Here is a 26,693-nt window from a genome sequence, read left to right as displayed (position 1 = left end):
GAGTAGTTTTACAGGCAAAGCCGAAACGGATGATAACCACCTACTGAAGTAGGTGGTTTAGGGCTGAAAACAAAAAAACCGCAGGCCTAAGGCACTGCGGTTTTCGTTTATTCAACTTGTCAGCGCTTAGCTGTCGTCTTCCGTGAAGTTCGTTGGTAATTGCTTTTTCATTTCGTTCCAGATCAACGCACTTTCCATACCATAATGACGAATCACTACTGGTAGTTGCTCACGCTGGCCACTTTCACAAGTTTCGAGCAATTGATGGTAAAACTTCAGAGCTAGCTCACGAGAAGCTGGATTTGAGAAGTAGTAGCTACCGACACGATCGTAGAGCTTCTTCAAACCATTAAAGATCAAACCGTAAATTTGATTTCCTGAATGGAATGCTAGGCGCTGGAAAAGCATATAATCGTAAAAGTTGAACGTTTTAGCAATCAAGATTTCTTGACGCTTCGCTTCATCTTTCTCGTTATCTTCTTTCACATTCTGCAGAACTTTTTCAGCATACGGCGAAGAAGCGATGAATTCGTCCCAGGAAGCCGCATTCATTAAAGCTTCACAAGATTCGATTACGTTCTTAATTGTACGCTCAGAGCTCTCTTTGTTCGCTTTAAATGCATAGCGCATAAAAATAGGACTGATGTTGGTACGTGCCGCAAGCAGATCTTCTACAATGTTTGTCGCATTATCAACGTCTAGCGTCATTAAAGTATCCAAAATATGCAGGCCAGAGGTCTCCATAAATTGGTTAACTTTCGTAGGTTTGCCGTGCTGGATAGTCAACCATCCGTCACGGGCTAGTCGTTGAAGAACCTCTCTTAAAGTCGTTCGAGTAACACCAATCAGTTCGGACAGCTCGCGCTCAGCAGGTAAAATTGAGCCTGGAGGAAAACGGCCGTTCCAAATGCTCTCGATAATATATTTTTCTGCGAATCCCGCAGGGCTTTTCGCCTTTATGACCATTCTACTTTTTATCCAATATTGATTTCTGAGGGTCGATACTACTCATCATACCACTACTTAGCGGTTTGAGAAAATTTACGATCAATAGTGGAAATGACTCCATAACATAGAGTTAATACTCTATATGTTGTGTCAATTTAAGAGGCTCTAACATGCGAGCGAAAGCAGTAAAATATGAATTTTCATTTAATTAAACAGCTCACAAATCTCGGAGAAATAAAGACAACCGTGTCACATTTTTATATTCAAAATATGAAAAATTACTTTGTATATCACAGTTAATATTCTTTCTTAATTTGCCTTTTCTCGTCACTGACCGTCATTTAAAATCCAAGAGGATTTTTTTAAGACTTTCATGGTATAGTAACGCCGTTTTGATCGCGTTATTACATTTAAAAAGTCATTTTAGTCGGTAGCATCACGTTTTGTTATTGACTAATAAATGCCTGAGTGTAGAGTTTGCGGTCGAAAGTGAGCGGTGCTTGAGTTCAGGGGAAGTAACTTGGCAAGACTACAATAAACAAAGGATTGTTGTTTTACTAAGTTATTGTTTTTAAAGACTAGTTAATAAGTCTAACAAACAGATACTTAAGCACTATTGTAGTGTCTATTCATAATTTTGTTATAAAGAGAATTATCATGCCGATATCGCTCGGAAACGCTTTTATCAAGAACTTCCTTGGTAAAGCGCCTGATTGGTACAAAGTTGCCATTATAGCCTTCTTAATAATTAACCCGATTGTATTCTTCCTAATAAACCCATTTGTAGCTGGATGGTTGTTGGTCGCTGAATTTATTTTCACGCTAGCAATGGCATTAAAATGCTACCCATTACAACCTGGCGGTTTACTTGCTATTGAAGCCATTGCTATCGGCATGACTAGCCCTGCGCAAGTTAAGCACGAATTAGTAGCAAATATCGAAGTACTGCTACTTCTGGTGTTTATGGTTGCGGGCATCTACTTCATGAAGCAGCTATTGCTGTTCATTTTTACCAAAATTTTACTTGGCATTCGCTCTAAAACCCTACTATCACTCGCGTTCTGCTTTGCTGCGGCATTTTTGTCTGCATTTTTGGATGCCTTGACGGTTATCGCCGTTGTTATCAGCGTGGCGATCGGCTTTTACTCTATCTATCACAAAGTAGCGTCTGGTAACCCTATCGGTGACCATGACCATACACAAGATGACACGATCACTGAACTAACGCGTGATGACTTAGAAAACTATCGTGCCTTTTTGCGCTCTTTGTTGATGCATGCTGGTGTAGGTACTGCCTTAGGTGGCGTAACCACGATGGTTGGTGAACCTCAAAACTTAATTATTGCAGACCAAGCGGGTTGGTTATTTGGTGAATTCCTAATCCGTATGTCTCCAGTGACACTACCTGTATTTTTCTGTGGTCTCATCACTTGTGCTTTAGTTGAAAAGCTTAAAGTGTTTGGCTACGGCGCGAAGCTTCCTAATAACGTTCGTCAGATCCTCGTCGATTTTGACCGTGAAGAGCGTAAAACGCGAACAAATCAAGATGTCGCAAAACTCTGGGTTCAAGGTCTTATTGCGGTTTGGTTGATCGTTGCACTCGCTTTGCACTTAGCGGCTGTCGGCTTAATTGGCCTTTCTGTGATCATTTTAGCGACCGCATTTACTGGTGTCATTGAAGAGCACTCCATGGGGAAAGCGTTTGAAGAGGCCCTGCCCTTCACTGCACTGCTTGCTGTATTTTTCTCGATCGTTGCTGTAATCATTGATCAAGAGCTGTTTAAACCAGTCATCGATGCGGTGCTTGCCGTTGAAGATAAAGGTACTCAGCTAGCTCTGTTCTATGTGGCGAATGGCTTATTATCTATGGTGTCGGATAACGTGTTCGTTGGTACGGTTTACATCAATGAAGTAAAAACTGCACTCATTGAGGGCCTCATTACTCGTGATCAGTTCGACTTACTGGCGGTGGCAATCAATACTGGTACTAACCTGCCTTCTGTTGCAACGCCAAACGGTCAAGCGGCATTCCTATTCTTACTCACATCGGCTCTCGCTCCATTAATTCGTCTGTCTTACGGTCGAATGGTTATCATGGCGCTGCCTTACACCGTCGTTCTTGCGATTGTCGGTCTGATGGGAATCATGTTCTTCCTAGAGCCTGCAACAGCTTCTTTCTACGAAGCTGGTTGGATTTTACCTCATAGTGGTGATCTGACTCCCGTAGTATCCGGTGGTCACTAAAATTTGAGTTGATTAGGAAACTTATCCACGATAAAAAGCTCTGAGTATTCAGAGCTTTTTCTATTTCAGACAGGAACAAAAACGTGACTATTTTAAATTCACTTAACCAGTTTTCAAAGGGACGTTTATCGTGGCTACTGCTTCTGCTATTTGTCGTTTTCTTTGAAGCATGTGCCCTCTATTTTCAGCACGTCATGATGCTTGCACCATGTGTCATGTGTATTTATGAAAGAGTCGCGATGATGGGAGTGGGCGTCGCTGCAATGGTTGGTATATTGGCACCCAAGAACCCAATTTTCCGCTGGCTAGGTTTGATAGGCTGGGGATTAAGTGCTTACAAGGGTTTGTTACTTGCGATGCAGCACGTTGACTACCAGTTTAATCCATCACCATTCGCGACTTGCGATTTATTCGTCACATTCCCTAGCTGGGCTCCGCTCAATCAGTGGGTTCCTTGGATGTTTGAAGCATATGGTGATTGCTCTAAGGTTGTATGGCAGTTCCTTGATTTATCAATGCCACAATGGTTAGTCGTAATTTTTGCAGGCAATTTAATCGCTTTGGCATTAATTGTAATTGCACAATTCTTCCCTGCAAAACGCGTTAATCCAATTCGTTAATCCTACTGACGCGTAAAAATTAACAAAAAGCCGACCATCTGGTCGGCTTTTTGTTAAGTGGATAGCGCGGCGATTCGATTTAGCCGCGTGATTGACCACAGCACTGCTTGAATTTTTTTCCGCTCTCACAAGGACAGGGATCATTGCGCCCGATACCTTTGAATGGGTTTAGGCTTTGAGCTTTATTGCCTACCATCAACTCATCCGCGCCCAGCGCGACTTCACCGACCATTAAATCAAGCTGGTCGACTAAATCTGTCAGGGCCGGTGGCGTTTCAATACCTGCGTCGCGCATCTGTTGCTGCGTTGCTGGCTCATCGATAGCCAGCATCAAAGTGGTCAGTAATGCTTGCAGCATACGCTGTAATCCATCATTGAGCTCAACGTCTTGCCACTGTTCTTCAATCATTAACCAAACAGACATAAAGCCTTCGGCAAAATCAGCAAGTTGTTCAGGTTCTTTGCCTGTTAGCTCTAGCACGGAATATTCGTTTCGTTGAATTCGGTTATGCTGCTTGTGAATTTGCTCTTCCACAGCTGGTTGAATCGCTTTGAATCCCTCACCTAATAGCGGCTCTAACCACTTTTCAGGAGCGAGTGGTTTTGTCGTCAGATTCGCAGCTAACACTGCGCCTTCGATAAATAGGCAAGATTCATCGACGTGAACTTCACCTTTTTCAATCAATGTGTATTGCATGACATCTGGTTTCCCATAAATTTGGCGGCATTATACCTCAGAGCTCAAAAGCAAGTAACCTAACGTTGTGTGTTTGACGGCATTGGGCGCTTCGAGTCTTTTAATGACAAACTTAACTTACATCGCTACAATCGCCCTCCTTTTTACCACCAAACTGTATTAGGCAAGCTATGCGAGTTGTACTAGGCCCAATGGAAGGCGTTTTAGATCATTTGATGCGCCAAATCCTGACCGAGATAAACGACTATGACCTGTGTGTTACGGAGTTTGTTCGCGTAATCGACCAGCTATTACCCGATCATGTGTTTCACCGTTTATGCCCAGAGCTGTTGCAAGGTTCTCAGACTGCATCTGGTGTGCCAGTACATGTGCAATTGTTGGGACAGGAACCGAACTGGATGGCTGAGAACGCAATTAAAGCGGCAAATCTTGGTGCCAGAGGCATTGATATAAACTTTGGTTGCCCAGCCAAAATGGTCAACAAAAGTAAAGGTGGTGCAGCGCTACTCCAGCATCCAGAGCTCATTCACCGTGTTGTGAAAGCTTGTCGAGAAGCCGTTCCAGAAGCCATTCCCGTAACTGCAAAAATTCGTCTTGGTTGGGAGAACCCTGAAGATTGCTTTGAAATTGTCGATGCCATTCAGTCTGCTGGCGCAAATGAATTGACCGTACACGCACGTACTAAACAAGGTGGTTATAAAGCTTCTGAGATAAAATGGGATTACATCAACCAAATTCGCGAACGTTTCTATATCCCACTGATAGCGAATGGTGAAATTTGGAATTATGAAGACGGTCAACGTTGCATTGAAACGACTGGCGTTAACTCTTTGATGGTGTGCCGAGGCGCTTTCAATATCCCTAACTTAGGCAATATGGTAAAACATAACCACCAGCCAATGTCATGGCCCGAGGTGGTTGAGTTGCTCATCTACTACTCCAAGTTTGAGATGAAAGGCGATAAAGGCTTGTATTACCCAAACCGCGTAAAACAATGGTTCTCTTACTTACGTCAGGCTTATCCTGAAGCAAAAGACCTATTTAGAGAAATCAGAACGTTCAACAAAGCCGCACCAATTGTTGAGCATATTCAACGCTACCGCGATGACTTAAACTCTCAGGTTGCATAACTCCCGAACACAAAAAAGGACGAATATCTCGTCCTTTTTTGTACCTAAATCCTAGTAACAGATCTTATTTTTGCCGGTACTTTTGGCTTGATATAACTTTTCATCCGCCGCTTTAAACAACTCATCAAAGTTTTCTACTCGGCTCTCTTTACTAATCACCACACCGCCAGAGATCGTAAAGCCTTCTTTCGTTACGCGTATCGAGCGCTCATCTATGGCTTTTTTTACTCTGTCTAAAATGAGTTTAATGCCTTCTGAATCTTCGTCATAAATCGCTAAAACGAACTCTTCGCCACCAAACCTTGAGGCAACATCGGTATGGCGAATATTTTCACGTATACATTTTGCAACAAGCTGAATTGCAGAATCACCGACATCATGACCATAGGTGTCGTTGATCTTCTTGAAGTTATCAATATCGAACACTGCCAAAGCAACCTGTTTTTTTGTCATCTTATTACGCCACACGGTTTGCATACCTCGACGATTCAATAAGCTAGTCATTGGGTCTCTTGCTGCCAGTTCTTTAAAGTAACGTCGCTCGCTATGCATATTCACATAGAACAAGACGACGGTACTCAACACGTAAATAAATAGTGCGACAATAAGGCTGTATTTTTCAAAAACCGCTAGGTTCTTAGCTTCATCCCAAAGGTTGTACTCGTAGTACATGCTGTGATTTGCACTCAATCGCTCTAATTCGACTGGTTTGATTCGTGTACTGTTTGAAGGAATGGATTGTAAATTGGAAACCAAATGAAACTGACCAACAAGACCTAGCGACGAAGCCATGAGCGTATTGATGTCAAAATCAATAGACAAAACACCTTGATGTTCTCCTTTCTCATAGACGGGTACCGTCATACTAATGACTTGACCTTCCATCGAGTCCAACACAGGCCCTGGTCCAGCCAAGGTAATGTTCACTTTATCTTGCGCGGTTTTTTGCCAAAAAGGTCGGGCTTTTAGCGTTGACAAAAGCTCTCTTGTGAAATTTTTTGCGTAGGTATCGGGTGAGGAGATAACGTAACCGCGCTTGTCAATGTAATGGATTCCAACAATGTGCGATTCAATATCGTGCAGAAATGACAATGACGGTGCAAAACCCGCCTTTTGTTCAGCTAACTGGTTAATCGTTGAACCTTGCTGACATAAGCTTTCGTCCCCTACGATCATATAATCAAGGTCAACCGCAGGTAACCCTTCACTATAAACACTTTCGAGTAATAACACATCTATAGGCCAAAGATAACAAAGCCCTTCTTTGACTAAAGAATTATGTTCTTCAAACAGTGGGTTAGCGTAATTGGTATAGTTGGTGAAGCTGTAATCTAAAGCCGTGAGTACTTTAATACCGCGAGACATTGCACGCTCGATACGCGAATACTCAGAATCGATATAGCGGTTAACCGCATCATAGTAATTTTTCGTTGTCACGAGTAAAACCACTACAAATAACGCCAGAGGAAAAAAGATGACAAATGAGAGGCTAAATCGCCTTTGGTTTACCATTGAGTACCATGCATATGAAAGGTCAATAGTCTCTTATGACTGCTATTAAATTGATACTCGTTATCTGGTGACGCATGCAATGCAGCACCAGATAACAAGAGACCAAACAAATGTGTGCGCGCTGTTTGAGACCGTTTATATATTAAAGGAGTTTAATCAATATAGAGTGTGGTGTCACTTTAGTCGCCATAATTTGCAGCTCTGTGCCGACATATTGACAGAGATATGACCTTTATAATCAACCTGTTCTGTGTCATCTAACAACGATATAACTTGGCTAACCTCCAAGCCCAGTTGCCACATAGGTAAATCGATTGAACATTCATTACCACTGAGATTAATCATAACAACGACTGCTTCACGACCCAGTACACGTGCGTACGCCAACTGGTTGTTAGTGCAATGCAGCCATTGAATACAGCCCGACTGTAAAGGCTTACATTGTTTACGTATCTTGATCCATTGTTGGTAAAGCGATAGCCATTGTGAACTTTCGATTTCATTCCAAGGAAAACAACGACGATTATCCGGGTCTAGACCTCCTTCTAGACCGACTTCACTCCCGTAGTAAATACAAGGCGTGCCAACGTAAGTCATAAGCATTGCTAGCGCGATGTTCATTTTACGCTTATCACCATCAACCAGTGTGATAAACCGAGCAGTATCGTGACTATCGAGTTGATTCAGCTGCGATAGCTGATTCGAAAATGGGATTTTTGCTCTGGCTTCGTCCAACCATACTTTAAACTCCAAACCATCAATGTTGATTGGATCGTACATAATGTCTTGTCGTGCGATAAAAGCTCGGACTGGATGAGCAAAACCGTAGTAGTTCATCGCCCCATCCTCTTGATCACCTTGCAACCACTGCGTTGCTTCAAAAAAGTGCTCACCTAACACATAAGCATTCGGGTTTACTGACTTAGTTGCATGACGAAACGCTGCCACATAATGAGCATTGTTTTTCGCGCCTTCCCCTTCGCCAAGCATATGGATTACATCAAACCGCCAGCCATCAACCAAGTACGGTGGCTTCAGCCAATACTTGATGACAGACTCTTCACTTTGGTAGATGTAGTCGCGCACCTGTTCATTTTCAAAGTTCAGAACCGGTAAGTTACCAATGCCTTTCCAACCCATGTAGTGATTGGTTTCGCCTTCGAAAAAGTAGTAATCACGGAACTTTGACTGCGGATTGCCATACGCTCCTTCTCCTTTTTGTTCGATATCAAACCAAGGATGATGCACTGACGTGTGGTTAAACACCGCGTCTAAGACAATCTTCATATTCTTACCACGGATTTTCTCACACAGTTCAGCAAACTGATCATTGGTGCCGAACATAGGGTCAACAGTGAAGTAATCAGTGGTGTCGTATTTATGATTACTTGGTGAAGAAAAGATCGGATTAAAATAAAGCGCAGTAACGCCGAGCTGTTCAAGATAGTCCAACTTTTGCTCCACACCTTTGAGGTCGCCGCCAAAGAATTCACGCGCCCCGGTATTTTGGTGAGAGCCTACCGCGTCTCCCCACGGCTTGACGATCGATGCAGAATCATACTGAGCATAAGCGTGGCGAATATCAGACTCACTTTTACTAGCAGAAAAACGGTCAGGAAAGATTTGATAGAAAACTTGCTCTTGGACCCAGCTTGGTGGTTGATGCTCTACATTCAACTTAAAGTGGAACTCTTTGGGTGGAATACGCTTTTGTACGCCTCGTGCATCGAGCCAGTATTGTTGTCCGTCTTTGAGGAGCTTAAACACATAATGCGTGACATCTCGATCTTGATTTGGTCGAAACGATGCCTCCCATAGTAATAATTCACCAGCCGTTCCTACTTGAGCCATGTCGACCAGATATTCTTCGTTGTCCGGCTCAATACGCACATAGACGGAATCAAAATCCAATGTCTCGGTTTTCAGTCTGACTGTAACTTGCTCGTCATTAAAAGCTAAACCATCAATAGTTTGACTATGAAAAATAAATGGCAGGTTCATTATGGGCACTCCTCGTCATCGGATATGCCACTATGTTATTGAAGAATTAGAGACAAGAAATCCTCCTTGCGAGTTGACATATCAGCCAATTTTCTCAAGGAGGATCACACTTAGTAGGCGTAGTGACTTGTCGGATACCGCTTAGTTCAACAAAAGACTGTCATCTGCCAGCTCTTCACCACGCACTTTGGAGAACATATCCAACAAGTCTGGTACTTGCATGTTAGCGCGCTGCTCTCCAGCCACATCAAGCACAATTTCACCTTGGTGAAGCATTACGGTCCTATCGCCACATGCTAATGCGTCTTTCATCGAATGCGTCACCATCATCACGGTTAAATCGAACTCATCGACAATACGTTTAGTTAAGTCGATAACAAACGCCGCCATACGAGGATCAAGCGCAGCCGTGTGTTCATCAAGCAACAACAACTTACTCTCCGATAACGTCGCCATCACAAGGCTAACGGCTTGTCGTTGTCCACCAGACAGCAACCCAATGCTATCGCCCAAGCGGTCTTCTAAACCAAGACCGAGGATGCTAATTCGCTCTTGGAACAGCTTACGACGTTTGGTAGAGAGCGCCAACCCCCAGCTGCGTTTTTTACCACGCATGTGCGCTATAGCCATGTTCTCTTCTATCGTCAGTTCACCACAAGTCCCGGCCAATGGATCTTGAAACACTCGGGCGCATTGCGTCGCACGTTGGGCAACCGTCTGCTTGGTGACGTCTTTGCCATCAATGATCACCTGACCACCTATCATCGGCGTCTCACCTGTCACCGCACCAAGCAACGTCGATTTTCCTGCGCCATTAGAACCAATCACGGTAAGAAATTGATGCTCTGGAACCTCTAAAGAGACGCCTTTCAATGCACGATTTTCCAAAATCGTCCCAGGGTTGAACGTGACCTGAATATTATTTAGTTCGATCATAATGCCTCCCCAGAACCATTTTTTGATGCCGCTTGTTTAGCATCAGTAACGCGTTGTTTCGCTCTCATGCTCTGTTTTAGCTTTGGAGCAATAAGCGCCACAGCCACCAATACTGCGGTAACCAGGTTGAGGTCTGAAGCTTGTAAACCAAACATGCCAGAGCTCAAAGCGAAAGCCACTGCAAGGCGATAAAGTACCGAACCGATGATGACCGCAAACACCGCAACCCAAATCTTGCGCCCGGGAATAAGGGTCTGCCCCAAAATCACAGCTGCCAAACCAACGACAATGGTGCCCACGCCAGAGGTCACATCCGCAAAGCTGTTCGTTTGTGCAAACAACGCGCCTGCGAATCCCACAAACCCGTTGGATAAAGCCAAGCCAAAGTAGGTATAAAAGCCAGTGCTCGCCCCTTGCGCAGAAACCATACGCGCATTCACACCCGTGGCTCGTAAACCAAGACCAAAGTCGCTGTTCAGCAGGCGAATGACAAAGAAAGCGGAAAGAAGAACTAAGACCCCAACAACCAGAGGGCGAATAAACATCGCATCGCCCAATGCTTCAAACGGAGTGAGAATAGTATCCTCTCCAAGCAACGCCATATTAGGTTTACCCATAATACGAATATTAATTGAAAATGCAGCGATCATGGTAAGAATGGAAGCTAACAGGTGTAAAATACCACACCGAACAGCCAGAAAAGCGGTTACCCACCCCGTCATACTACCAGCTATCATCGCCATTATTGTCGCAAGCCAAGGATTAATACCTGCGACAATCGCCGTTGCAGCCACCGCCGCTCCCATTGGAAAGCTGCCATCCACACTCAAATCGGGGAAATCGAGAACACGGAACGTAAGATACACACCCAGAGCGACTAGGCCATAAATCAAGCCAATTTCGAGTGCGCCAAAAAAAGCAAATGCAGACATAACTGCTCCTTTCTGCATGCTCAGGCTGGCTAATACCAACCTGAACTTAAGACTTCTAACGTATACTCCCCTTCTTCTCTAGCAGAATGCTCTACACGAGAAATCCGGCGAGTATCAATTTTGGGGCAAGCGTCTACCAACCAACGTGACAGGCTTAACCCCAAAAAGCGTTACTTATTGCATGCTTGTCGCACGTTCAACCACAGAACTTGGCAGCTTGATACCGAGCTTAGATGCTGCGCTTTCATTAATTACAAGGTCAGAGCCCGTCGCGACTTTTACATCCAGCTTGCCTGGTTCTTGACCATCAAGAATCGCCGCCACGTAATCCGCGGTTTGTACACCAACCTGGTAGTAGTCAAAACCTAAGCCTGCAATAGCACCCTTTTCGACATACGACGTCGCGCCACCAAATACAGGTTTCTTCGCTTGATTCGCTGCCACAATCATCCCTTCAATCGCACTTGCAACTGTATTGTCTGTTGGGGCGTAAAGAATGTCTGATTTCGCTGCAATCGCTTGAGTCGCAGACTGAACATCAGCACTTTTTAGTGCGGTCGCTTCAACCACTTGTATGCCTTTTGCTTTTGCGCTTTCTTTTAATAATTCAACTAAAGTCACGGCATTAGCTTCACCGGGATTAAATACAACCCCGATGCTTTTCACCTGAGGAAGAATTTCTTGGATGAGATCGACATGCTGAGCAACGGGTGAAAGATCAGACAGGCCAGTTACGTTTTTGCCTGGTTGTTCCATCGACTTAACCAATTTCGCACCAACCGGATCTGTTACCGCAGTAAAGACAACAGGAATAGAGCGAGTAGCCGACACCAAAGCTTGTGCCGAAGGTGTCGCGATGCCAACTAACACATCAGGATTTTCACCGACGTACTGACGGGCAATTTGCACCGCAATCGCTGGATTACCCTGTGCGGTCTTATAATCAAATTCTAGATTTTTGCCTTCTTCGTAGCCTTTCGCTTTCAAACCATCAAGCAATCCTTGGCGCGTCGCGTCTAACGCCGGGTGTTCGACAATCTGTGAAACTGCGACAGTTGCAGTGGCGGCCAGTACATTGGTAGAAGAGAAAATAGCAGTAGCTGATAGAACGGCAGTGGCTAATAAACGTTTCGTTTTCATCATAACTCCTTGATGTGACTTCGTCCTTGTTTCACGAGCTTTCAATATGTGTATCGACTCGTGAATTCAAATGTTTGAAGGCGGTATTGTTGTGTTCATATAACTGTGCACTTCTTGCGCATCTTGTTTTTATTATTACTACTAAGTCTTAGTAAAGAAAAGAAAGATTTAACACTAAAGCAACATTTGTGATCGGGGGGACTTCTTCATCCGGAAAGAATCTTTGGTAAACAAAGCTTCGCTCGCTTCATCAACGACCGTCAAAGTAGGTAATAGAGGCAGGATCAAAAATGGAGCGGCCAGTGCACACTCCATTTCAAACAATTTAAATTAGAACCAACGCTCTAATGACGATTTATCGAGCTGGCGAAACGCTCGGTTCAGTATTATCGCAAGCTCTTTGTAACGAGGGCGAGCTTTGACAGGCTCTAATGCAAAACCTGTTTCCACAATTTTTTGATGCAACTCCCGATACCAAGAGGCCAAAGAAGGCGGCAATTTCGTGTTGGATCGAGCACCAAGCCACCAAATGCCTTGAAGTGGCAAGCTAATCGCAAACAAGGCAACAACAATGGATTGAGGTAACGCGTGGTAATTGTTGAATGCCATTTGAGTGAGTACGCTGATCGCAGCAACGGCCGGCATGACTTTAATGCCAAAGCGAGTCGCCTTAATGATACGCTGTTCCGGAAATATGGCGCTTAGCTCTTTACGAACTGGCCAGATCTCCATGTAATTCTGGCCATCTTTCAGGCTATGGATCAATCCGACTTTATTACTCATACCGCTCTCTCACTAAAAAATAGTTGAACATTTCAACTGAAGGTACAAAAAATTGATGAAAGTTAATATTCTTTCAAATTTTTTTTGTTATCATTGCTTATTATCGCTATCCTTTGCAGACCCTCAATCTCATTGTTGCTGTTATTTACAATTTAAGCAACTCCGAGATATCTATCTGCACGGATCGCATCATAGTGATGGAAGGGTTCATCACTATTTCTTTATATGGAATTAGAACAATTTTTGACCAGGATTAGTACGCAGCCTTCTGGGTATCGGCTATTCTTGTGATTAATTTTTCATTCTTTAACTGATTTTTTTATCAGACGAATAACAGGTAGTCATACATGTCTAAGCTAGTTTTAGTTTTAAACTGCGGTAGTTCTTCTCTTAAATTTGCCGTTGTTGATGCCGAGAACGGCGACGAGCACTTGTCAGGTCTTGCTGAGTGTCTTCACCTTCCTGAAGCTCGCATCAAGTGGAAACTTGATGGCAAGCACGAAGCTCAACTAGGCAATGGTGCAGCTCACGAAGAAGCACTAGCGTTTATGGTAGAAACTATTCTTGCTTCTAAGCCAGAGCTTAAAGCTAACCTAGGCGCAATCGGTCACCGTATCGTTCACGGCGGCGAGCAGTTCACTCAATCTGCACTAATTACTGATGAAGTTCTAAAAGGTATTCAAGACGCTGCAACATTTGCACCTCTTCATAACCCTGCTCACATCATCGGTATCGAAGCGGCTAAGAAAAACTTCCCAGAGCTGAAAAACGTTGCTGTATTTGACACTGCGTTCCACCAAACTATGCCTGAAGAGTCTTACCTATACGCTCTTCCATACAACCTATACAAAGAACACGGTATCCGTCGTTACGGCATGCACGGTACTTCTCACTTGTTCATCACTCGTGAAGTTGCAGGCCTACTAAACAAACCAGTTGAAGAAGTAAACATCATCAACTGTCACCTAGGTAACGGCGCATCTGTATGTGCGATCAAGAACGGTCAATCTGTAGACACTTCTATGGGTCTTACTCCACTTGAAGGTCTGGTAATGGGTACTCGCTGTGGCGACATCGACCCTGCTATCGTCTTCCACCTACACGACGCTCTAGGTTACTCTGTTGATCAAATCAACACGATGCTAACTAAAGAGTCTGGTCTTCAAGGTCTAACTGAAGTGACTTCTGACTGTCGTTTCGTTGAAGACAACTACGGTCAAAAAGAAGAAGCAACACGCGCAATGGACGTGTTCTGCCACCGTCTAGCTAAATACGTTGCTGGCTACACTGCTTCAATGGAAGGCCGTCTAGACGCAATCACTTTCACTGGCGGTATCGGCGAGAACTCTGGCCCTATCCGTGAAATGGTTCTAAACCGTCTTGGCATCTTCGGTATCGAAGTAGATAGCGAAGCTAACCTTAAAGCTCGCTTCGGCGGCGAAGGCGTTATCACGACTGAAAACAGCCGTATCCCTGCAATGGTTATCTCTACTAACGAAGAGCTAGTCATCGCTGAAGACACTGCTCGCCTGACAGGTCTTTAATTGAATTCCTGGCTAGCCACTCGGCTAGCCAGATTTTCATTCAAACGAATTTCTTAGGGGCTCAACTCCTATTCTTCGAGCTTCATGGAATAAGAGTTGAGCTTTTATCCCCCAAATAGCTAAAGGTACTCTACGAATGTCTCGTACTATTATGCTTATCCCTACTAGCGCAGGCGTTGGCCTAACAAGCGTTAGCATGGGTGTTCTTCGCGCTATGGAGCGTAAAGGCGTTAAAGTTTCTTTCTACAAGCCAATCTGTCAGCCACGTTCAGGTGGTGATCAGCCAGATCTGACTTCAACTATCGTTGGTCGTAACAGCGATATGAAGATCGGTGAACCAATGGCGATGTCTGTTGCTGAAAGCCTAATCGGTAACGACAACATGGACGAGCTGCTAGAAACCGTTGTTGAACGTTACAACCAAATCAACAAAGACGCAGACGTTACGCTAATCGAAGGTCTTGTACCTACTCGTAAGCACCCATTTGCAAACCAAGTAAACGCGGAAATCGCGGCAACACTTGGTGCAGAAATCGTGCTAGTTGCGACTCCAGGTACTGATAACCCTGCGCAACTGAAAGAGCGTATCGAAGTAGCATGTTCTAACTTCGGCGGCACTAAAAACAAAAACATCTCTGGTGTTATCATCAACAAGCTAAACGCTCCTGTTGACGAAGCTGGCCGTACTCGCCCTGACCTATCTGAAATCTTTGACGATGCAGACAGCGCGAAACAAAACGAATTGAAAGTGATGGAAATTTTTAACACTTCTCCAATTCGTGTACTAGGTTGTGTGCCATGGAGCATTGATCTGATTGCGACTCGTGCAATCGACATGGCTAAACACCTGAAAGCAGATATCATCAACGAAGGTGACATCAACACTCGTCGCATCAAGAGCATCACTTTCTGTGCGCGTTCTCTGCCAAACATGATTGAGCACTTCAAACCGGGCTCTCTACTTGTTACTTCTGCAGACCGTCCTGATGTTATCGTTGCTGCTTCTCTTGCTGCAATGAACGGTGTGGATATTGGTGCAGTACTACTAACTGGCGGTTACGATATCCCTAGCGAAATCGAAGGCCTATGTAAACCAGCATTCGACACTGGTCTACCTATCTTCAAAGCACAAGGTAACACTTGGCAAACGTCTCTAAACCTACAGAGCTTCAGCATCGAAGTACCTGCAGACGATAAAGAGCGTATCGAGTTCATCAACGAACACGTTGCTGGCCACATCGACGGTAACTGGATCGAGTCTATGACTGAAGGCACTCAGAAGTCTCGTCGTCTAAGCCCACCAGCGTTCCGTTACCAGCTAACTGAACTTGCTCGTAAAGCAGGTAAGCGTATCGTTCTTCCAGAAGGTGACGAACCACGCACAGTTAAAGCAGCGGCAATCTGTGCTGAACGCGGCATTGCAGACTGTGTACTTCTAGGTAACCCAGATGAAATCCGTCGCGTAGCGGCTCAACAAGGCGTTGAGCTAGGTACTGGTGTAACCATCATCGATGCAGATGCTGTTCGTGAAAACTACGTTGCTCGCCTAGTTGAGTTGCGCGGTGCGAAAGGCATGACTGAAGTTGTGGCTCGTGAGAAGCTACAAGATTCAGTATTCCTAGGCACAATGATGCTTGAGAACGACGAAGTTGACGGCCTAGTTTCTGGTGCTGTTCACACTACGGCGAACACTATCGTTCCTCCGTTCCAAATCATCAAGACGGCACCAAATGCGTCTATCGTATCTTCAGTATTCTTCATGCTTCTGCCTGATCAAGTACTGGTTTACGGTGACTGTGCAATCAACCCAGATCCAACTGCTGAACAGCTTGCTGAAATCGCTATCCAATCTGCTGACTCTGCAGCAGCATTCGGTATCGAACCACGCGTTGCAATGATCTCTTACTCTACTGGTGAATCTGGTAAGGGTGCAGACGTTGATAAAGTACGTGAAGCAACAAAACTGGCTCAAGAGAAACGTCCTGATCTTATCATTGACGGTCCTCTACAATACGACGCTGCTATTATGGAAAACGTTGCTGCTTCTAAAGCACCAAACTCTCCAGTTGCAGGTAAAGCGACAGTATTTGTATTCCCAGACCTAAACACGGGTAACACGACTTACAAAGCGGTACAACGTTCAGCTGACCTAGTATCTATCGGTCCAATGCTGCAAGGTATGCGTAAGCCTGTAAACGACTTGTCTCGTGGCGCGCTAGTAGACGACATCGTGTACACCATCGCTCTAACAGCTATCCAAGCAGACCAAGAAGCTAAATAATCGCTTCTGACATCTAGTTGGATATAGATACAAAGCCCTCGATTCGTCGAGGGCTTTTTCTATTGCTGGCCAGAACACTTATTTGTTTTTTATACCAATCACTGCACAACCTATAATTACTGGTGCACAAAGCTTTTCTCCCTATCGCCCCCATACCTAATCGACATTGCTCGTGCTTGTTCTTACACCGATTGACCCACTCCCAAAAATGCATTGGCTCCAAACCAGCACGGTCCCTGTTCAATTTATCGGCATTATTTACGTTTTAGCTAAACTTTTTTGCTAGGAAATACGTAAAAGCTACTGCAATACACAAACTCATTGACTGCTAAGGAATATATATGAAGGATTTCATCAATACATCACTGATAAAGTTTGGTTTAGCTGCGTTTCTGATTAGTTTTTCTTCATTCAGCTTTTCCGCCCCGAGTATTAAAGGCGTCGATCAAGATATGTCCGGAGGAACGGTGACCGCTGAAATGGCTCATGCTGATGACAATGGGTGGATGGTTGTCCACCGAACAGACGAATCAATGAAGCCTGGTCCTGTTATCGGCTACGCTCCGTTAAAAATGGGAAAGAATGAAAACGTAAATGCAATTTTGATGGAACCAGTAGAATCAGGCGATATGCTGATGTTAATGGTCCACGGAGAGAAAGGTGGCATGAAGACTGGTGTGTTTGAGTATACGCTCGGCGCTAAAGAGGACGGTCCTGTAAAAGTGGACGGAAAGCTAGTGATGGACATCGTACGCGCTAAGTAAGGTGGCGATGAATGAAAAAGTAAACTTCCTACTCCCGGTATTTAGATGACACAAAAGTACTTAACGGCATTGCTAACCGTTAAGTACTTTTTCATTTGCGATGGAAGCAGCAAACTAGCCAATCCTTTCTCTTCCATGAGGAGTATTTAGGTCTAAATCAGGCCCTTTTGGTACAACTTGCGTCGGATTAATCCCAGTGTGGCTGAAGTAGTAGTGGCGTTTAATGTGATAGAAATCCGTCGTTTCTTCGACGCCTTCGACTTGATATAACTCTTTTAAGTAGCCTTGTATGTTTTCGTAGTCTGCGATGCGCTGCTTGTTACACTTGAAATGCCCCACATACACCGCATCAAAACGAATAAGAGTCGTAAACAAACGCCAATCAGCCTCAGTAATTGTGTTCCCTGCTAAGTAACGATGCGTCGCTAAGTGAGCATCGATTTTATCTAACGCATTAAACAAAGAATCAAACGCTTCTTCATACGCCTCTTGTGTAGTCGCGAAGCCACAACGATACACTCCGTTGTTGACATTCGGATAAACAAAATCGTTCCACTCATCAATAACGTGTTTTAGATGATCTGGATAGTAGTCGTCGTGATTCCCTGTTAACGCATTGAATTCCGAATTGAACATGCGAATGATCTCTGACGACTCGTTTGACACAATAGTATTGGTCTTTTTATCCCAAAGTACAGGCACGGTTACGCGGCCCGTGTAATCGGGTTTGGCCTGCGTGTAAATTTGATACATGCGCGTGTGACCAAACAATGGCTCAGGAAGCCCCATTTGCCAACCTTGGCTGAGCATATCAGGGCAAACGACCGTGACATCAATATGTGGTTCTAAACCTTTCAGCTTGCGGAAAATGAGGGTTCGATGTGCCCACGGACAAGCAAGAGAGACATACAAATGGTATCGACCGGACTCTGGTGTAAACTCCGCATCAGGGTCGTTTTTAACCCAGTTACGGAATCCGGCATCTTCGCGCACAAATTTGCCACCATTTGATTTTGTGTCATACCAGACATCTTGCCAAACACCTTCAACCAACTTACCCATGATTGCTCTCCTCTCGTTCTGTTTGTGTCTATATTAGCGTTTCCTATCAAACAGAGAATCATCGAACTTAGGACATCATGTTCAAGAAATTCGAATGTATAAATCAGACACATAAAAAAAGCGCGACCCGATGAAGGTGTCGCGCTTAAGCCCGTCACAGGCTGAATTTATACACTAACGTGTAAACAAGATACCGCGTGAACGTCATTACCTAAAATGGTTGGCTTCGTCTTCGCACACTCTTCGGTTGCTTGTGGGCAACGAGTGCGGAATACACAACCCGACGGTGGGTTGATAGGTGAAGGAAGATCACCCTCTAGCATTTGGATTTTCTTATTGCGCTCAATATCCGGGTCCGGGATCGGAACCGCAGACATCAGCGCACGCGTATATGGGTGCTTAGGATCAGCGAACAGAGCCTCGGCCTCGCCAAGTTCCACGGCATTACCTAAATACATAACTAAAACGCGATCTGAAATGTGTTTAACGACAGACAAGTCATGCGCAATGAATACCAGAGAAAGCCCTAACTCTTTTTGAATCTCTTTAAGCAGGTTAACAACCTGAGCTTGAATAGATACATCAAGCGCCGATACTGGCTCGTCACAAATGATCATCTTAGGCTTAAGGATAAGCGCACGCGCTATCCCGATACGCTGACACTGACCACCCGAGAATTCGTGTGGGTAACGGTTAATCACGTTAGGTAATAGGCCAACTTTCGCCATCATCTCTTTAACGCGATCTTTCACTTCCTGCTTAGACAGTTCTGGATAGAATGTCTCAAGAGGTTCAGCGATGATATCACCAACAGTCATACGCGGATTCAGCGATGCCAATGGGTCTTGGAAAATCATCTGAATTTCTTTACGCGTCTCACGGCGCTGAACGCTTTTCATTTTAGTAAGGTCTTGACCCAACCAAACTACTTGGCCGTCAGTAGCTTCAACCAGACCAATGATGGCACGAGCAAACGTCGATTTACCACAACCTGATTCACCTACTACACCAAGCGTTTCCCCTTCGTATAGTCGAACGTTCACGCCATCTACCGCTTTCAGGCTCGAAGGCTTTGACCACGGCCATGCCGACTTTGAGGCAATGCTGAAGTGAACTTTCAGCTCAGAAATGTCCAGAATTAGTTTTTTGTCTACTGCGTTCATTTGTTCCAAGCCTCCCATTCAGAAAAACATGCACGCTGACGACCATCACCAAATGGTGTCAGAATTGGCGCCTCGCGCTTACAACGATCCATCACACGGTGACAGCGCTCTTGATAAGGGCAGCCCGGCGGTAGACGAAGCAAGTTTGGTGGATTACCAGGAATGGTCGGCAGAATTTCACCCTCAGTATCGAGGCGAGGAATCGCCTTCAGCAGCCCCTCCGCATAAGGATGGCTTGGATTGTAGAAAATTTCGTTTACGTTACCGTACTCCATAGTACGGCCTGCATACATCACCAGCACCTTGTCACACGAACCTGCAACCACACCAAGGTCGTGCGTGATCATGATGATCGCTGTGTTGAACTCAGATTTCAGCTCATTCAACAAGTCCATGATCTGTGCTTGTACCGTCACATCAAGTGCTGTTGTTGGCTCATCGGCAATAAGCAGTTTAGGACGACATAACAACGCCATCGCGATCATTACACGCTGACGCATACCGCCTGAAAACTCATGCGGGTACATCGTGATACGCTTACGCGCTTCAGGGATTTTTACCGCTTCCAGCATGCGTACTGATTCTTCAAATGCTTCCGCTTTGCCCATGCCTTTGTGCAGCATAAGCACTTCCATCAACTGATCACTCACTTTCATGTAAGGGTTCAGTGATGTCATTGGGTCTTGGAAGATCATTGCGATCTGTTCCGCACGCACTTTGTTCAGTTCTTTTTCTGGTAAGTTTAGGATTTCTTTGCCTTCAAACTTTGCGCTACCAGAAATAATACCGTTCTTAGCCAAAAGGCCCATGATTGCGAATACGGTTTGAGATTTACCTGATCCCGACTCTCCAACGATACCTAAGGTTTCGCCTTGGTTGAGAGAGAAGTTCAAATCGTTTACTGCGGTTACGATACCATCTTGCGTGGTGAATTCGACGCGCAGATCTTTGACATCTAATAAGCTCATCATTGCTTCCTTAATCTTATCTTTTAATTATCTGTCTTTTGGATCCAGCGCATCGCGCAGGCCGTCACCAACGTAGTTGAAGCAGAATAGCGTCACAACCATGAACACTGCTGGGAATGCCAGCTGCCAGATTGCTACTTCCATTGTCTGTGCACCTTCTTGTAGAAGAGCGCCCCAACTTGTCATTGGTTCCTGAACACCAAGACCAAGGAATGATAGGAATGATTCCGTTAGAATCATACTTGGGATAAGCAGCGTAGAGTATACCGCTACAATACCCAGTACGTTCGGTACGATATGACGAGTAATGATTTTCCAGTTGCTTACACCACACACATGTGCCGCTTCGATAAACTCCTTGCTACGTAGACTAAGAGTCTGACCACGTACGATACGCGCCATATCTAGCCATGCGATAGCACCAATCGCAACGAAGATCAGCATGATGTTACGACCGAAGAATGTTACCAGTACAATCACCAGGAACATAAACGGTACCGCGTATAAAATTTCTAGAATACGCATCATTACGCGGTCAACTTTACCGCCGATGAAACCAGATGCTGCGCCGTAGAGCGTACCAATCAGTACCGCTACAAATGCACCCATAACACCTACCATCAACGAAATACGACCTCCAATTAGCGTACGCACGTATAAATCACGGCCTAAGCTGTCAGTACCAAACCAATGGTCAGCATTCGGTGCAACGTGCATCGCGTACCAGTCAGTATCATCAAATGTGTACGGTGCGATCATTGGCAGGATAATAACCGCCAACGTCATTAGAACAAGAAGGAATAAGCTCACCATCGCCGCTTTGTTGCGCATGAAACGGATACGAGCATCTTGCCAAAGACTGCGACCTTCAATCTCCAAGTTTTCGGAGAATTTCTCAATCGCTTCTAGGTTTTCTTTTTTCGTTAACATAACCAAACGTCCCTGTTAGTAGCGAATTTTCGGGTCAATCATTGCAAGTAAAATATCTACAATCGCGTTGAATAGAATGAATAGGAAACCAATCAGAATGGTTACCCCCATTACTAGCGAGTAGTCACGGTTAAACGCAGCGTTAACGAATAGTTTACCAATACCAGGCAGACCAAAAATTGTTTCGATAACAACGGAACCGGTGATGATACCTACGAAAGCTGGACCCATGTAAGAAACAACAGGGAGAAGTGCCGGCTTAAGAGCGTGTTTGATAATGATATAACGGTAACTTAGACCTTTAGCACGTGCCGTACGAATAAAGTTACTGTTTAGGGTTTCGATCATCGAACCACGCGTAATACGAGCAAAGGTAGCAACATACAGTAGCGACATACCAATAACAGGAAGCACTAAATACTGCCAGCTACCATCTTGCCAACCGCCCGCAGGGAAGATATTCCAGTGAAGCGAGAATATGTAGATAAGCGCAGGCGCTAATACAAAGGATGGCATTACGACACCAAGCATCGCAGTCGACATAATGGTGTAATCAATCCAAGTATTTTGCTTGAGCGCAGCAATGGTACCGACGGTAACCCCCATTATCAAAGTAAAGATAAAGGCGATGAAGCCCACTTTAGCCGAAACAGGTAAGGCAACCGCGATCAGCTCGTTTACTGAGTAATCAAGGTATTTAAATGACGGTCCGAAATCACCTTGGATAACATTGGTCAAATACGTGGTGTATTGTTCAAATACAGGTTTATCCAAGCCATATTTAGCTTCGATATTTGCCATTACTTCGGGTGGCAATGGACGCTCTGTCGAGAAAGGGTTTCCCGGTGCAAAGCGCATAAGAAAGAAAGATACGGTGATCAAAACCAACATTGTTGGGATCGCCTCAAATATCCTTTTTGCGATGAATTTAAGCATAAACTCACTCTTTCAGTCTGTGACAGTTAAATTAAAGAAGTCGTCCAATTCTTTTGGACTAAAGATAGGCGCTACATGCAATTTCTCACATGTAGGGCCTCATTTTTATAGTTCTATCGAGTTACGAATTACTCTGTGATGTAGAGATCTTTAGAGTAAATCTTGTCTTCCGCGTTATTTACTGGGAAGCCACCAACTTTCGGTGATAGTAGACGTGATTTCACGTACTGGTAGATAGGTGCGATTGGCATATCTTTTGCCATCAACTTCTCTGCTTCTAGGTAAAGCGCTTGACGCTCTTCGTCAGAAGTTGAAGCAAATGCTTTGTTCATGATCGCATCGTACTCTTTGCTGTCGTAGTGAATACCACCAGTAGTGTTATTACTCATCATCAGCGTTAGGAAAGATGAAGCTTCGTTGTAGTCGCCACACCAACCTGCACGAGCAACCTCAAAGTTGCCAGAATCTTTGGTAGATAGGTAAGTTTTCCACTCTTGGTTTTCTAGCGTAACGTCAAGACCAAGTGTCTTCTTCCACATTGAACCCAGTGCAACCGCAAGTTTCTTGTGGTTCTCTGATGTATTGTATAGAAGGTTAAATTCAAGAGGGTTGTCTGCGCCGTAACCCGCTTCTTCCAATAGACGCGCAGCTTCTGCGTTACGCTCTTCTTGCGTCATTTTGCCGTATGCAGGGATTTCTGGGTTGAAACCTGCCGTAATTTCAGGTGTTAGGAAGTAAGCTGGCTTTTGACCTTGACCTAAAATCGCATCAGTCACAATGTTACGGTCAATCGCATAAGAAATCGCTTTACGCACGCGAACATCATCAAACGGCTTTTTCTTCGTATTGAAGATGTAGTAGTAAGTACATAAGTTACCGGTTACAGACACTTCTTGTGGGTGCTCTTTCTTCAGACGCTTGAAGTGCTCTGTAGGCAGCTCGTTTGTGAAGTCGATTTCACCCGCTAGGAAGCGGTTCATTTCCGCTACTTGGTTCTCGATTGGTAGGAAAGTAACTTGGTCAAGCGTCGTGTTTTCGTTGTCCCAGTACTGTTCGTTACGTTTTAGAACCAAACGCTCGTTTACAACCCAGTTGTCAACAACATAAGCACCGTTACCTACAAAGTTCTCTGGCTTCGTCCATTGATCGCCGAACTTTTCAACAGTTGCTTGATGAACAGGTTTCACTGTCGTGTGGCCCATCATCATTACAAAATATGGTACTGCAGTATCTAACTCAACCACTAACGTGTGGTCGTCAACCGCTTTAACACCTAACTCGCTCTTATCTTTTTTACCCGCAACAATGTCTTTTGCGTTCTTCATCTTGGTGTATTCCATGTACCAAGCATATGGAGAGGCGGTTGCTGGATCGACTGCACGTTGGAAGCTGTAAACGAAATCACCTGCAGTGACAGGATCACCGTTTGACCATTTTGCGTCTTCACGTAAGTGGAAGGTGTATGTTTTGTTGTCTTCAGTTTCCCAAGATTCTGCAACACCAGGGATAGTGTTACCGTCCGCATCTTGGTTTACAAGGCCTTCAAGAAGATCGCGAATCACGTGGGATTCTGGAACACCTTGAGATTTATGAGGGTCTATTGTCGCAACTTCTGTACCGTTACCACGCACCAATTCTTGAACAGCAGCAAGTTTTGGCTCTTTAGAATCAGATTTAGCTTCAGGGGCTGGAGCCGGAGCAGGCTCAGCAGCTTGTTTCTCCGCAGGCTTTTCACCACAACCAGCTAGAGCGAGAGAAAGACCAGCACCAATAAATAAAGCGCGCGTGATTTTATTCTTATACATGCGTAAAACTCCAAATTTTTTCGTTAGCATCCATGACTTCTTTGTAAGGGCCTGGAACGGTCAGAGTTTTAGATTTTTTTAGTGCACTTTCTGAGCACAAAAGTCTAAAACCTTACAAAGACTGCGGCACACATTAGCAATCATTGAAGTAATTTGCCATAAAAATGTAGCAAAAAAACCAATAATGCTGACTAAACCACACATATCTAGCAGTAAACTCTAACCCCAAAGCATTCACCAGCCAAATAAAGACCAGAAGCGACATTTAACAGGCGAAACTTTCGATTAATCTGAGTTTAAACCATTTACTAGCATCTTATGCTAGATATTTACACATCATTTAACATTTATGACAAATCAAGTCTAACAAATAATTGTTTATATATTGGGCAAAAAACTTTTATTGTGAAGAATATCACCAGACAAAAGATAGGAAATATTGAAACAAAGTGAGCAATACAATGAAGATAAATACAAAAAAAGCTAAGTGCCATTAGCACTTAGCTTTTTTCACTAGAATGCGGGTTAGTTCTATTTTTCCCAACGCTGTGCAGCTTGATGATCGGTGTCGCGCGACTCAATCCAACGATCTTCATTCGTCGTACGCTCTTTTTTCCAAAATGGTGCTTGGGTTTTCAGATAATCCATGATGAACTCGCACGCATCAAATGCCGCGCCGCGGTGCGCACTGGAAACGCCCACAAATACAATTTGATCACCGCTATCCATGTCTCCGACACGATGAATCACGCGTACACCTAATAGTGGCCAGCGAGACTCAGCTTGATCGCAAATGTCGCTCAAGCTCTTCTCTGTCATCCCCGGATAGTGCTCTAGATGTAAACCAATGACATTATCCCCAAGGTTCATATCTCGAACTTTACCAACGAATGTAACGACAGCGCCGGCAGCCGTCCCTTCAGATAGACGTTGATATTCTTGCTCAACCGAAAAGTCTTCAATTTGTACAGAAACACGAGAATCCATCTTAACCCCCAGTTACCGGCGGGAAAAACGCAACTTCGTCACCTGCTTTTACTTGTGTATCCAGAGGGACGATGGATTGGTTCACTGCAGCAAGTAGCTTTCCTGGCTCGAGCGCTAAATCCCACTTGCCATCTTTCTTAGTGCCTTCTTCCACTAGATGTGCACGAATGGATTCCACCGTTTCAAACGGCCCGTCTAACTCGACACTGTCGATGCCAATCAGCTCGCGAGTTTGAGCAAAGAAAAGTACTTTAATCATGATTCCACCTTAAAGTGACCAGATTTACCACCCGTTTTCTCTAGTAGACGAACTTGACCAATGACCATGTCTTTTTGTACTGCTTTACACATATCGTAAATCGTTAGAGCAGCAACGGAAGCTGCCGTGAGCGCTTCCATTTCCACACCAGTTTTACCCGCAAGTTTACATACTGATTCGATGCGAACTTTGTTTTCTGCTTCGATAGCTTCCAGTTGAACTTCAACTTTAGAGAGTAGTAGCGGATGACAAAGTGGAATCAAATCCCAGGTTTTCTTCGCAGCTTGAATACCAGCAATACGAGCCGTCGCAAATACATCACCTTTGTGGTGCTGGCCAGAGACAATCAGTTGAAGTGTTTCTGGGGCCATGTGAACAAATGCTTCAGCACGAGCTTCACGAACCGTCTCCGTTTTTGCTGACACGTCAACCATGTTTGCTTCGCCAGAAGCATTGATATGTGTAAATTGGGTCATTATTTTTCCTTCGCTTTTAGGAAAGGTTATACAGATAGGTGTGGCATGAAGTTACAAGGGCGATGACTTGCATCCAACTGCTGTTTAATAATTTTTGTCCAGCCTGTGCGACACGCACCAGTTGAACCAGGCATTGCGAAGATCACGGTGTGGTTAGCAAAACCAGCAATCGCACGAGACTGAATCGTAGACGTACCGATCTCTTCGTACGACACCATACGGAACAACTCACCAAAACCTTCAACTTCTTTATCAAATAGAGGCTTAAGTGCTTCTGGCGTGCTATCACGTGAGGTGAAACCTGTACCGCCAGTAATCATGATCGCTTGTACGCTTTCATCAGCAATCCATTGAGAAACAATCGCGCGGATCTTGTACATGTCATCAATAACAATTTGCTTGTCTACTACGTTGTGACCCGCTTCTTGAGCATGCTCAGCTAGGTAACGACCAGAGGTATCGTTTTCTTCAGAACGAGTGTCAGATACCGTTAGAACGGCAATATTTGCAGGTTGGAATTTGCTTTCAGCGTGACCCATTTGTTCACCTATTCTCTTAATTAGCTTTGATACGCT

The 26,693-nt window shown here is 44.5% G+C and carries 24 protein-coding genes; 6 read left to right on the top strand and 18 right to left on the bottom strand.

The window, feature by feature from the left end:
* Window positions 1–126: 126 nt before the first annotated feature.
* Window positions 127–966, bottom strand: coding sequence for a fatty acid metabolism transcriptional regulator FadR (gene fadR, locus R7Q11_RS12200; RefSeq protein WP_005380824.1), 840 nt, complete (start codon window positions 964–966; stop codon window positions 127–129).
* Between the two features lie 639 nt (window positions 967–1,605).
* On the opposite strand from fadR, the gene nhaB reads away from it, so the two are divergent.
* Window positions 1,606–3,192 (top strand): Na(+)/H(+) antiporter NhaB, encoded by a 1,587-nt coding sequence (gene nhaB / locus R7Q11_RS12195; RefSeq protein WP_005380822.1) that lies wholly within the window; start codon window positions 1,606–1,608, stop codon window positions 3,190–3,192.
* A gap of 83 nt (window positions 3,193–3,275) precedes the next feature.
* Window positions 3,276–3,812, top strand: coding sequence for a disulfide bond formation protein DsbB (dsbB, locus tag R7Q11_RS12190; RefSeq protein ID WP_017821379.1), 537 nt, complete (start codon window positions 3,276–3,278; stop codon window positions 3,810–3,812).
* Between the two features lie 79 nt (window positions 3,813–3,891).
* Here dsbB and R7Q11_RS12185 read toward each other — a convergent pair whose 3' ends face one another.
* The gene (locus R7Q11_RS12185) at window positions 3,892–4,509 is read right to left on the bottom strand and encodes a YecA family protein (RefSeq protein ID WP_225466463.1); all 618 of its coding nucleotides are present in this window, start codon (window positions 4,507–4,509) and stop codon (window positions 3,892–3,894) included.
* Window positions 4,510–4,679: 170 nt separating this feature from the next.
* On the opposite strand from R7Q11_RS12185, the gene dusC reads away from it, so the two are divergent.
* Complete coding sequence (gene dusC, locus R7Q11_RS12180; RefSeq protein WP_167415359.1) at window positions 4,680–5,639, top strand: tRNA dihydrouridine(16) synthase DusC; 960 nt, start codon at window positions 4,680–4,682, stop codon at window positions 5,637–5,639.
* Between the two features lie 51 nt (window positions 5,640–5,690).
* Here dusC and R7Q11_RS12175 read toward each other — a convergent pair whose 3' ends face one another.
* The 6 genes from R7Q11_RS12175 to yfbV all read right to left on the bottom strand — a co-directional run bounded on the left by R7Q11_RS12175 (window position 5,691) and on the right by yfbV (window position 12,943).
* The gene (locus tag R7Q11_RS12175; RefSeq protein ID WP_225466462.1) at window positions 5,691–7,151 is read right to left on the bottom strand and encodes a sensor domain-containing diguanylate cyclase; all 1,461 of its coding nucleotides are present in this window, start codon (window positions 7,149–7,151) and stop codon (window positions 5,691–5,693) included.
* A gap of 174 nt (window positions 7,152–7,325) precedes the next feature.
* The gene (malZ, locus tag R7Q11_RS12170; RefSeq protein ID WP_025767213.1) at window positions 7,326–9,152 is read right to left on the bottom strand and encodes a maltodextrin glucosidase; all 1,827 of its coding nucleotides are present in this window, start codon (window positions 9,150–9,152) and stop codon (window positions 7,326–7,328) included.
* A 141-nt stretch (window positions 9,153–9,293) separates the two neighbouring features.
* Window positions 9,294–10,088 carry an ABC transporter ATP-binding protein gene (locus R7Q11_RS12165; RefSeq protein ID WP_225466461.1) on the bottom strand — a complete coding sequence of 265 codons (795 nt, stop codon included), beginning with the start codon at window positions 10,086–10,088 and terminating at the stop codon, window positions 9,294–9,296.
* Window positions 10,085–11,020, bottom strand: a complete 936-nt coding sequence (locus R7Q11_RS12160) for an ABC transporter permease (protein ID WP_012841584.1) — start codon at window positions 11,018–11,020, stop codon at window positions 10,085–10,087. The genes R7Q11_RS12165 and R7Q11_RS12160 overlap by 4 nt, the downstream gene beginning before the upstream one ends.
* Window positions 11,021–11,194: 174 nt before the next feature.
* The gene (locus R7Q11_RS12155; protein ID WP_017633858.1) at window positions 11,195–12,160 is read right to left on the bottom strand and encodes an ABC transporter substrate-binding protein; all 966 of its coding nucleotides are present in this window, start codon (window positions 12,158–12,160) and stop codon (window positions 11,195–11,197) included.
* 330 nt (window positions 12,161–12,490) lie between these two features.
* Window positions 12,491–12,943, bottom strand: coding sequence for a terminus macrodomain insulation protein YfbV (yfbV, locus tag R7Q11_RS12150; protein ID WP_005380809.1), 453 nt, complete (start codon window positions 12,941–12,943; stop codon window positions 12,491–12,493).
* A gap of 347 nt (window positions 12,944–13,290) precedes the next feature.
* Here yfbV and R7Q11_RS12145 point away from each other — a divergent pair, with 347 nt between their 5' ends.
* The 3 genes from R7Q11_RS12145 to R7Q11_RS12135 all read left to right on the top strand — a co-directional run bounded on the left by R7Q11_RS12145 (window position 13,291) and on the right by R7Q11_RS12135 (window position 17,532).
* Entirely contained in the window at window positions 13,291–14,487 is a 1,197-nt protein-coding gene (locus tag R7Q11_RS12145) for an acetate kinase (protein WP_005380807.1), read from the top strand.
* Window positions 14,488–14,623: 136 nt separating this feature from the next.
* Window positions 14,624–16,768, top strand: a complete 2,145-nt coding sequence (gene pta / locus R7Q11_RS12140) for a phosphate acetyltransferase (RefSeq protein WP_005380805.1) — start codon at window positions 14,624–14,626, stop codon at window positions 16,766–16,768.
* Window positions 16,769–17,109: 341 nt separating this feature from the next.
* A complete protein-coding gene (locus R7Q11_RS12135; protein ID WP_005380804.1) occupies window positions 17,110–17,532 on the top strand; it encodes a hypothetical protein in 423 nt (140 codons plus the stop codon).
* A 114-nt stretch (window positions 17,533–17,646) separates the two neighbouring features.
* On the opposite strand, the gene R7Q11_RS12130 is transcribed toward R7Q11_RS12135, so the two are convergent.
* From R7Q11_RS12130 to moaB, 10 genes are all read right to left on the bottom strand, one after another.
* A complete protein-coding gene (locus tag R7Q11_RS12130; protein ID WP_005387267.1) occupies window positions 17,647–18,594 on the bottom strand; it encodes a glutathione S-transferase family protein in 948 nt (315 codons plus the stop codon).
* 167 nt (window positions 18,595–18,761) lie between these two features.
* Complete coding sequence (gene oppF, locus R7Q11_RS12125; RefSeq protein WP_005387265.1) at window positions 18,762–19,775, bottom strand: murein tripeptide/oligopeptide ABC transporter ATP binding protein OppF; 1,014 nt, start codon at window positions 19,773–19,775, stop codon at window positions 18,762–18,764.
* Entirely contained in the window at window positions 19,754–20,725 is a 972-nt protein-coding gene (locus R7Q11_RS12120) for an ABC transporter ATP-binding protein (RefSeq protein ID WP_005380792.1), read from the bottom strand. The genes oppF and R7Q11_RS12120 overlap by 22 nt, the downstream gene beginning before the upstream one ends.
* A gap of 27 nt (window positions 20,726–20,752) precedes the next feature.
* Window positions 20,753–21,655: an oligopeptide ABC transporter permease OppC gene (gene oppC, locus R7Q11_RS12115; RefSeq protein ID WP_017633861.1), complete on the bottom strand. Its 903-nt coding sequence runs from the start codon at window positions 21,653–21,655 to the stop codon at window positions 20,753–20,755.
* 15 nt (window positions 21,656–21,670) lie between these two features.
* Complete coding sequence (oppB, locus tag R7Q11_RS12110; protein WP_005380786.1) at window positions 21,671–22,591, bottom strand: oligopeptide ABC transporter permease OppB; 921 nt, start codon at window positions 22,589–22,591, stop codon at window positions 21,671–21,673.
* A 128-nt stretch (window positions 22,592–22,719) separates the two neighbouring features.
* The gene (locus tag R7Q11_RS12105; protein WP_017633862.1) at window positions 22,720–24,396 is read right to left on the bottom strand and encodes an ABC transporter substrate-binding protein; all 1,677 of its coding nucleotides are present in this window, start codon (window positions 24,394–24,396) and stop codon (window positions 22,720–22,722) included.
* A 531-nt stretch (window positions 24,397–24,927) separates the two neighbouring features.
* Window positions 24,928–25,383, bottom strand: coding sequence for a molybdopterin synthase catalytic subunit MoaE (gene moaE, locus R7Q11_RS12100; RefSeq protein ID WP_005380781.1), 456 nt, complete (start codon window positions 25,381–25,383; stop codon window positions 24,928–24,930).
* 1 nt (window position 25,384) lies between these two features.
* Window positions 25,385–25,642, bottom strand: a complete 258-nt coding sequence (moaD, locus tag R7Q11_RS12095) for a molybdopterin synthase sulfur carrier subunit (protein ID WP_005388938.1) — start codon at window positions 25,640–25,642, stop codon at window positions 25,385–25,387.
* Window positions 25,639–26,118 (bottom strand): cyclic pyranopterin monophosphate synthase MoaC, encoded by a 480-nt coding sequence (moaC, locus tag R7Q11_RS12090; RefSeq protein WP_005380779.1) that lies wholly within the window; start codon window positions 26,116–26,118, stop codon window positions 25,639–25,641. The genes moaD and moaC overlap by 4 nt, the downstream gene beginning before the upstream one ends.
* 26 nt (window positions 26,119–26,144) lie before the next feature.
* Window positions 26,145–26,657: a molybdenum cofactor biosynthesis protein B gene (moaB, locus tag R7Q11_RS12085; RefSeq protein ID WP_042523114.1), complete on the bottom strand. Its 513-nt coding sequence runs from the start codon at window positions 26,655–26,657 to the stop codon at window positions 26,145–26,147.
* Window positions 26,658–26,693 lie beyond the last annotated feature (36 nt).

The organism is Vibrio sp. 970 (assembly GCF_033339075.1).
This window is presented reverse-complemented; position numbering and strand designations above follow the sequence as displayed.

What these genes read in the sequence shown, in the direction of transcription:
- moaC (WP_005380779.1), bottom strand. Translation starts at nt 26,118, where the DNA reads ATGACCCAATTTACACATATCAATGCTTCTGGCGAAGCAAACATGGTT.
- R7Q11_RS12155 (WP_017633858.1), bottom strand. Translation starts at nt 12,160, where the DNA reads ATGAAAACGAAACGTTTATTAGCCACTGCCGTTCTATCAGCTACTGCT.
- R7Q11_RS12160 (WP_012841584.1), bottom strand. Translation starts at nt 11,020, where the DNA reads ATGTCTGCATTTGCTTTTTTTGGCGCACTCGAAATTGGCTTGATTTAT.
- R7Q11_RS12185 (WP_225466463.1), bottom strand. Translation starts at nt 4,509, where the DNA reads ATGCAATACACATTGATTGAAAAAGGTGAAGTTCACGTCGATGAATCT.
- oppB (WP_005380786.1), bottom strand. Translation starts at nt 22,591, where the DNA reads ATGCTTAAATTCATCGCAAAAAGGATATTTGAGGCGATCCCAACAATG.
- oppF (WP_005387265.1), bottom strand. Translation starts at nt 19,775, where the DNA reads ATGGGAGGCTTGGAACAAATGAACGCAGTAGACAAAAAACTAATTCTG.
- oppC (WP_017633861.1), bottom strand. Translation starts at nt 21,655, where the DNA reads ATGTTAACGAAAAAAGAAAACCTAGAAGCGATTGAGAAATTCTCCGAA.
- R7Q11_RS12130 (WP_005387267.1), bottom strand. Translation starts at nt 18,594, where the DNA reads ATGGGTAAGTTGGTTGAAGGTGTTTGGCAAGATGTCTGGTATGACACA.
- moaE (WP_005380781.1), bottom strand. Translation starts at nt 25,383, where the DNA reads ATGGATTCTCGTGTTTCTGTACAAATTGAAGACTTTTCGGTTGAGCAA.
- nhaB (WP_005380822.1), top strand. Translation starts at nt 1,606, where the DNA reads ATGCCGATATCGCTCGGAAACGCTTTTATCAAGAACTTCCTTGGTAAA.
- R7Q11_RS12145 (WP_005380807.1), top strand. Translation starts at nt 13,291, where the DNA reads ATGTCTAAGCTAGTTTTAGTTTTAAACTGCGGTAGTTCTTCTCTTAAA.
- moaD (WP_005388938.1), bottom strand. Translation starts at nt 25,642, where the DNA reads ATGATTAAAGTACTTTTCTTTGCTCAAACTCGCGAGCTGATTGGCATC.
- yfbV (WP_005380809.1), bottom strand. Translation starts at nt 12,943, where the DNA reads ATGAGTAATAAAGTCGGATTGATCCATAGCCTGAAAGATGGCCAGAAT.
- R7Q11_RS12175 (WP_225466462.1), bottom strand. Translation starts at nt 7,151, where the DNA reads ATGGTAAACCAAAGGCGATTTAGCCTCTCATTTGTCATCTTTTTTCCT.
- R7Q11_RS12135 (WP_005380804.1), top strand. Translation starts at nt 17,110, where the DNA reads ATGAAGGATTTCATCAATACATCACTGATAAAGTTTGGTTTAGCTGCG.
- R7Q11_RS12120 (WP_005380792.1), bottom strand. Translation starts at nt 20,725, where the DNA reads ATGAGCTTATTAGATGTCAAAGATCTGCGCGTCGAATTCACCACGCAA.
- malZ (WP_025767213.1), bottom strand. Translation starts at nt 9,152, where the DNA reads ATGAACCTGCCATTTATTTTTCATAGTCAAACTATTGATGGTTTAGCT.
- pta (WP_005380805.1), top strand. Translation starts at nt 14,624, where the DNA reads ATGTCTCGTACTATTATGCTTATCCCTACTAGCGCAGGCGTTGGCCTA.
- dusC (WP_167415359.1), top strand. Translation starts at nt 4,680, where the DNA reads ATGCGAGTTGTACTAGGCCCAATGGAAGGCGTTTTAGATCATTTGATG.
- R7Q11_RS12105 (WP_017633862.1), bottom strand. Translation starts at nt 24,396, where the DNA reads ATGTATAAGAATAAAATCACGCGCGCTTTATTTATTGGTGCTGGTCTT.
- R7Q11_RS12165 (WP_225466461.1), bottom strand. Translation starts at nt 10,088, where the DNA reads ATGATCGAACTAAATAATATTCAGGTCACGTTCAACCCTGGGACGATT.
- moaB (WP_042523114.1), bottom strand. Translation starts at nt 26,657, where the DNA reads ATGGGTCACGCTGAAAGCAAATTCCAACCTGCAAATATTGCCGTTCTA.
- fadR (WP_005380824.1), bottom strand. Translation starts at nt 966, where the DNA reads ATGGTCATAAAGGCGAAAAGCCCTGCGGGATTCGCAGAAAAATATATT.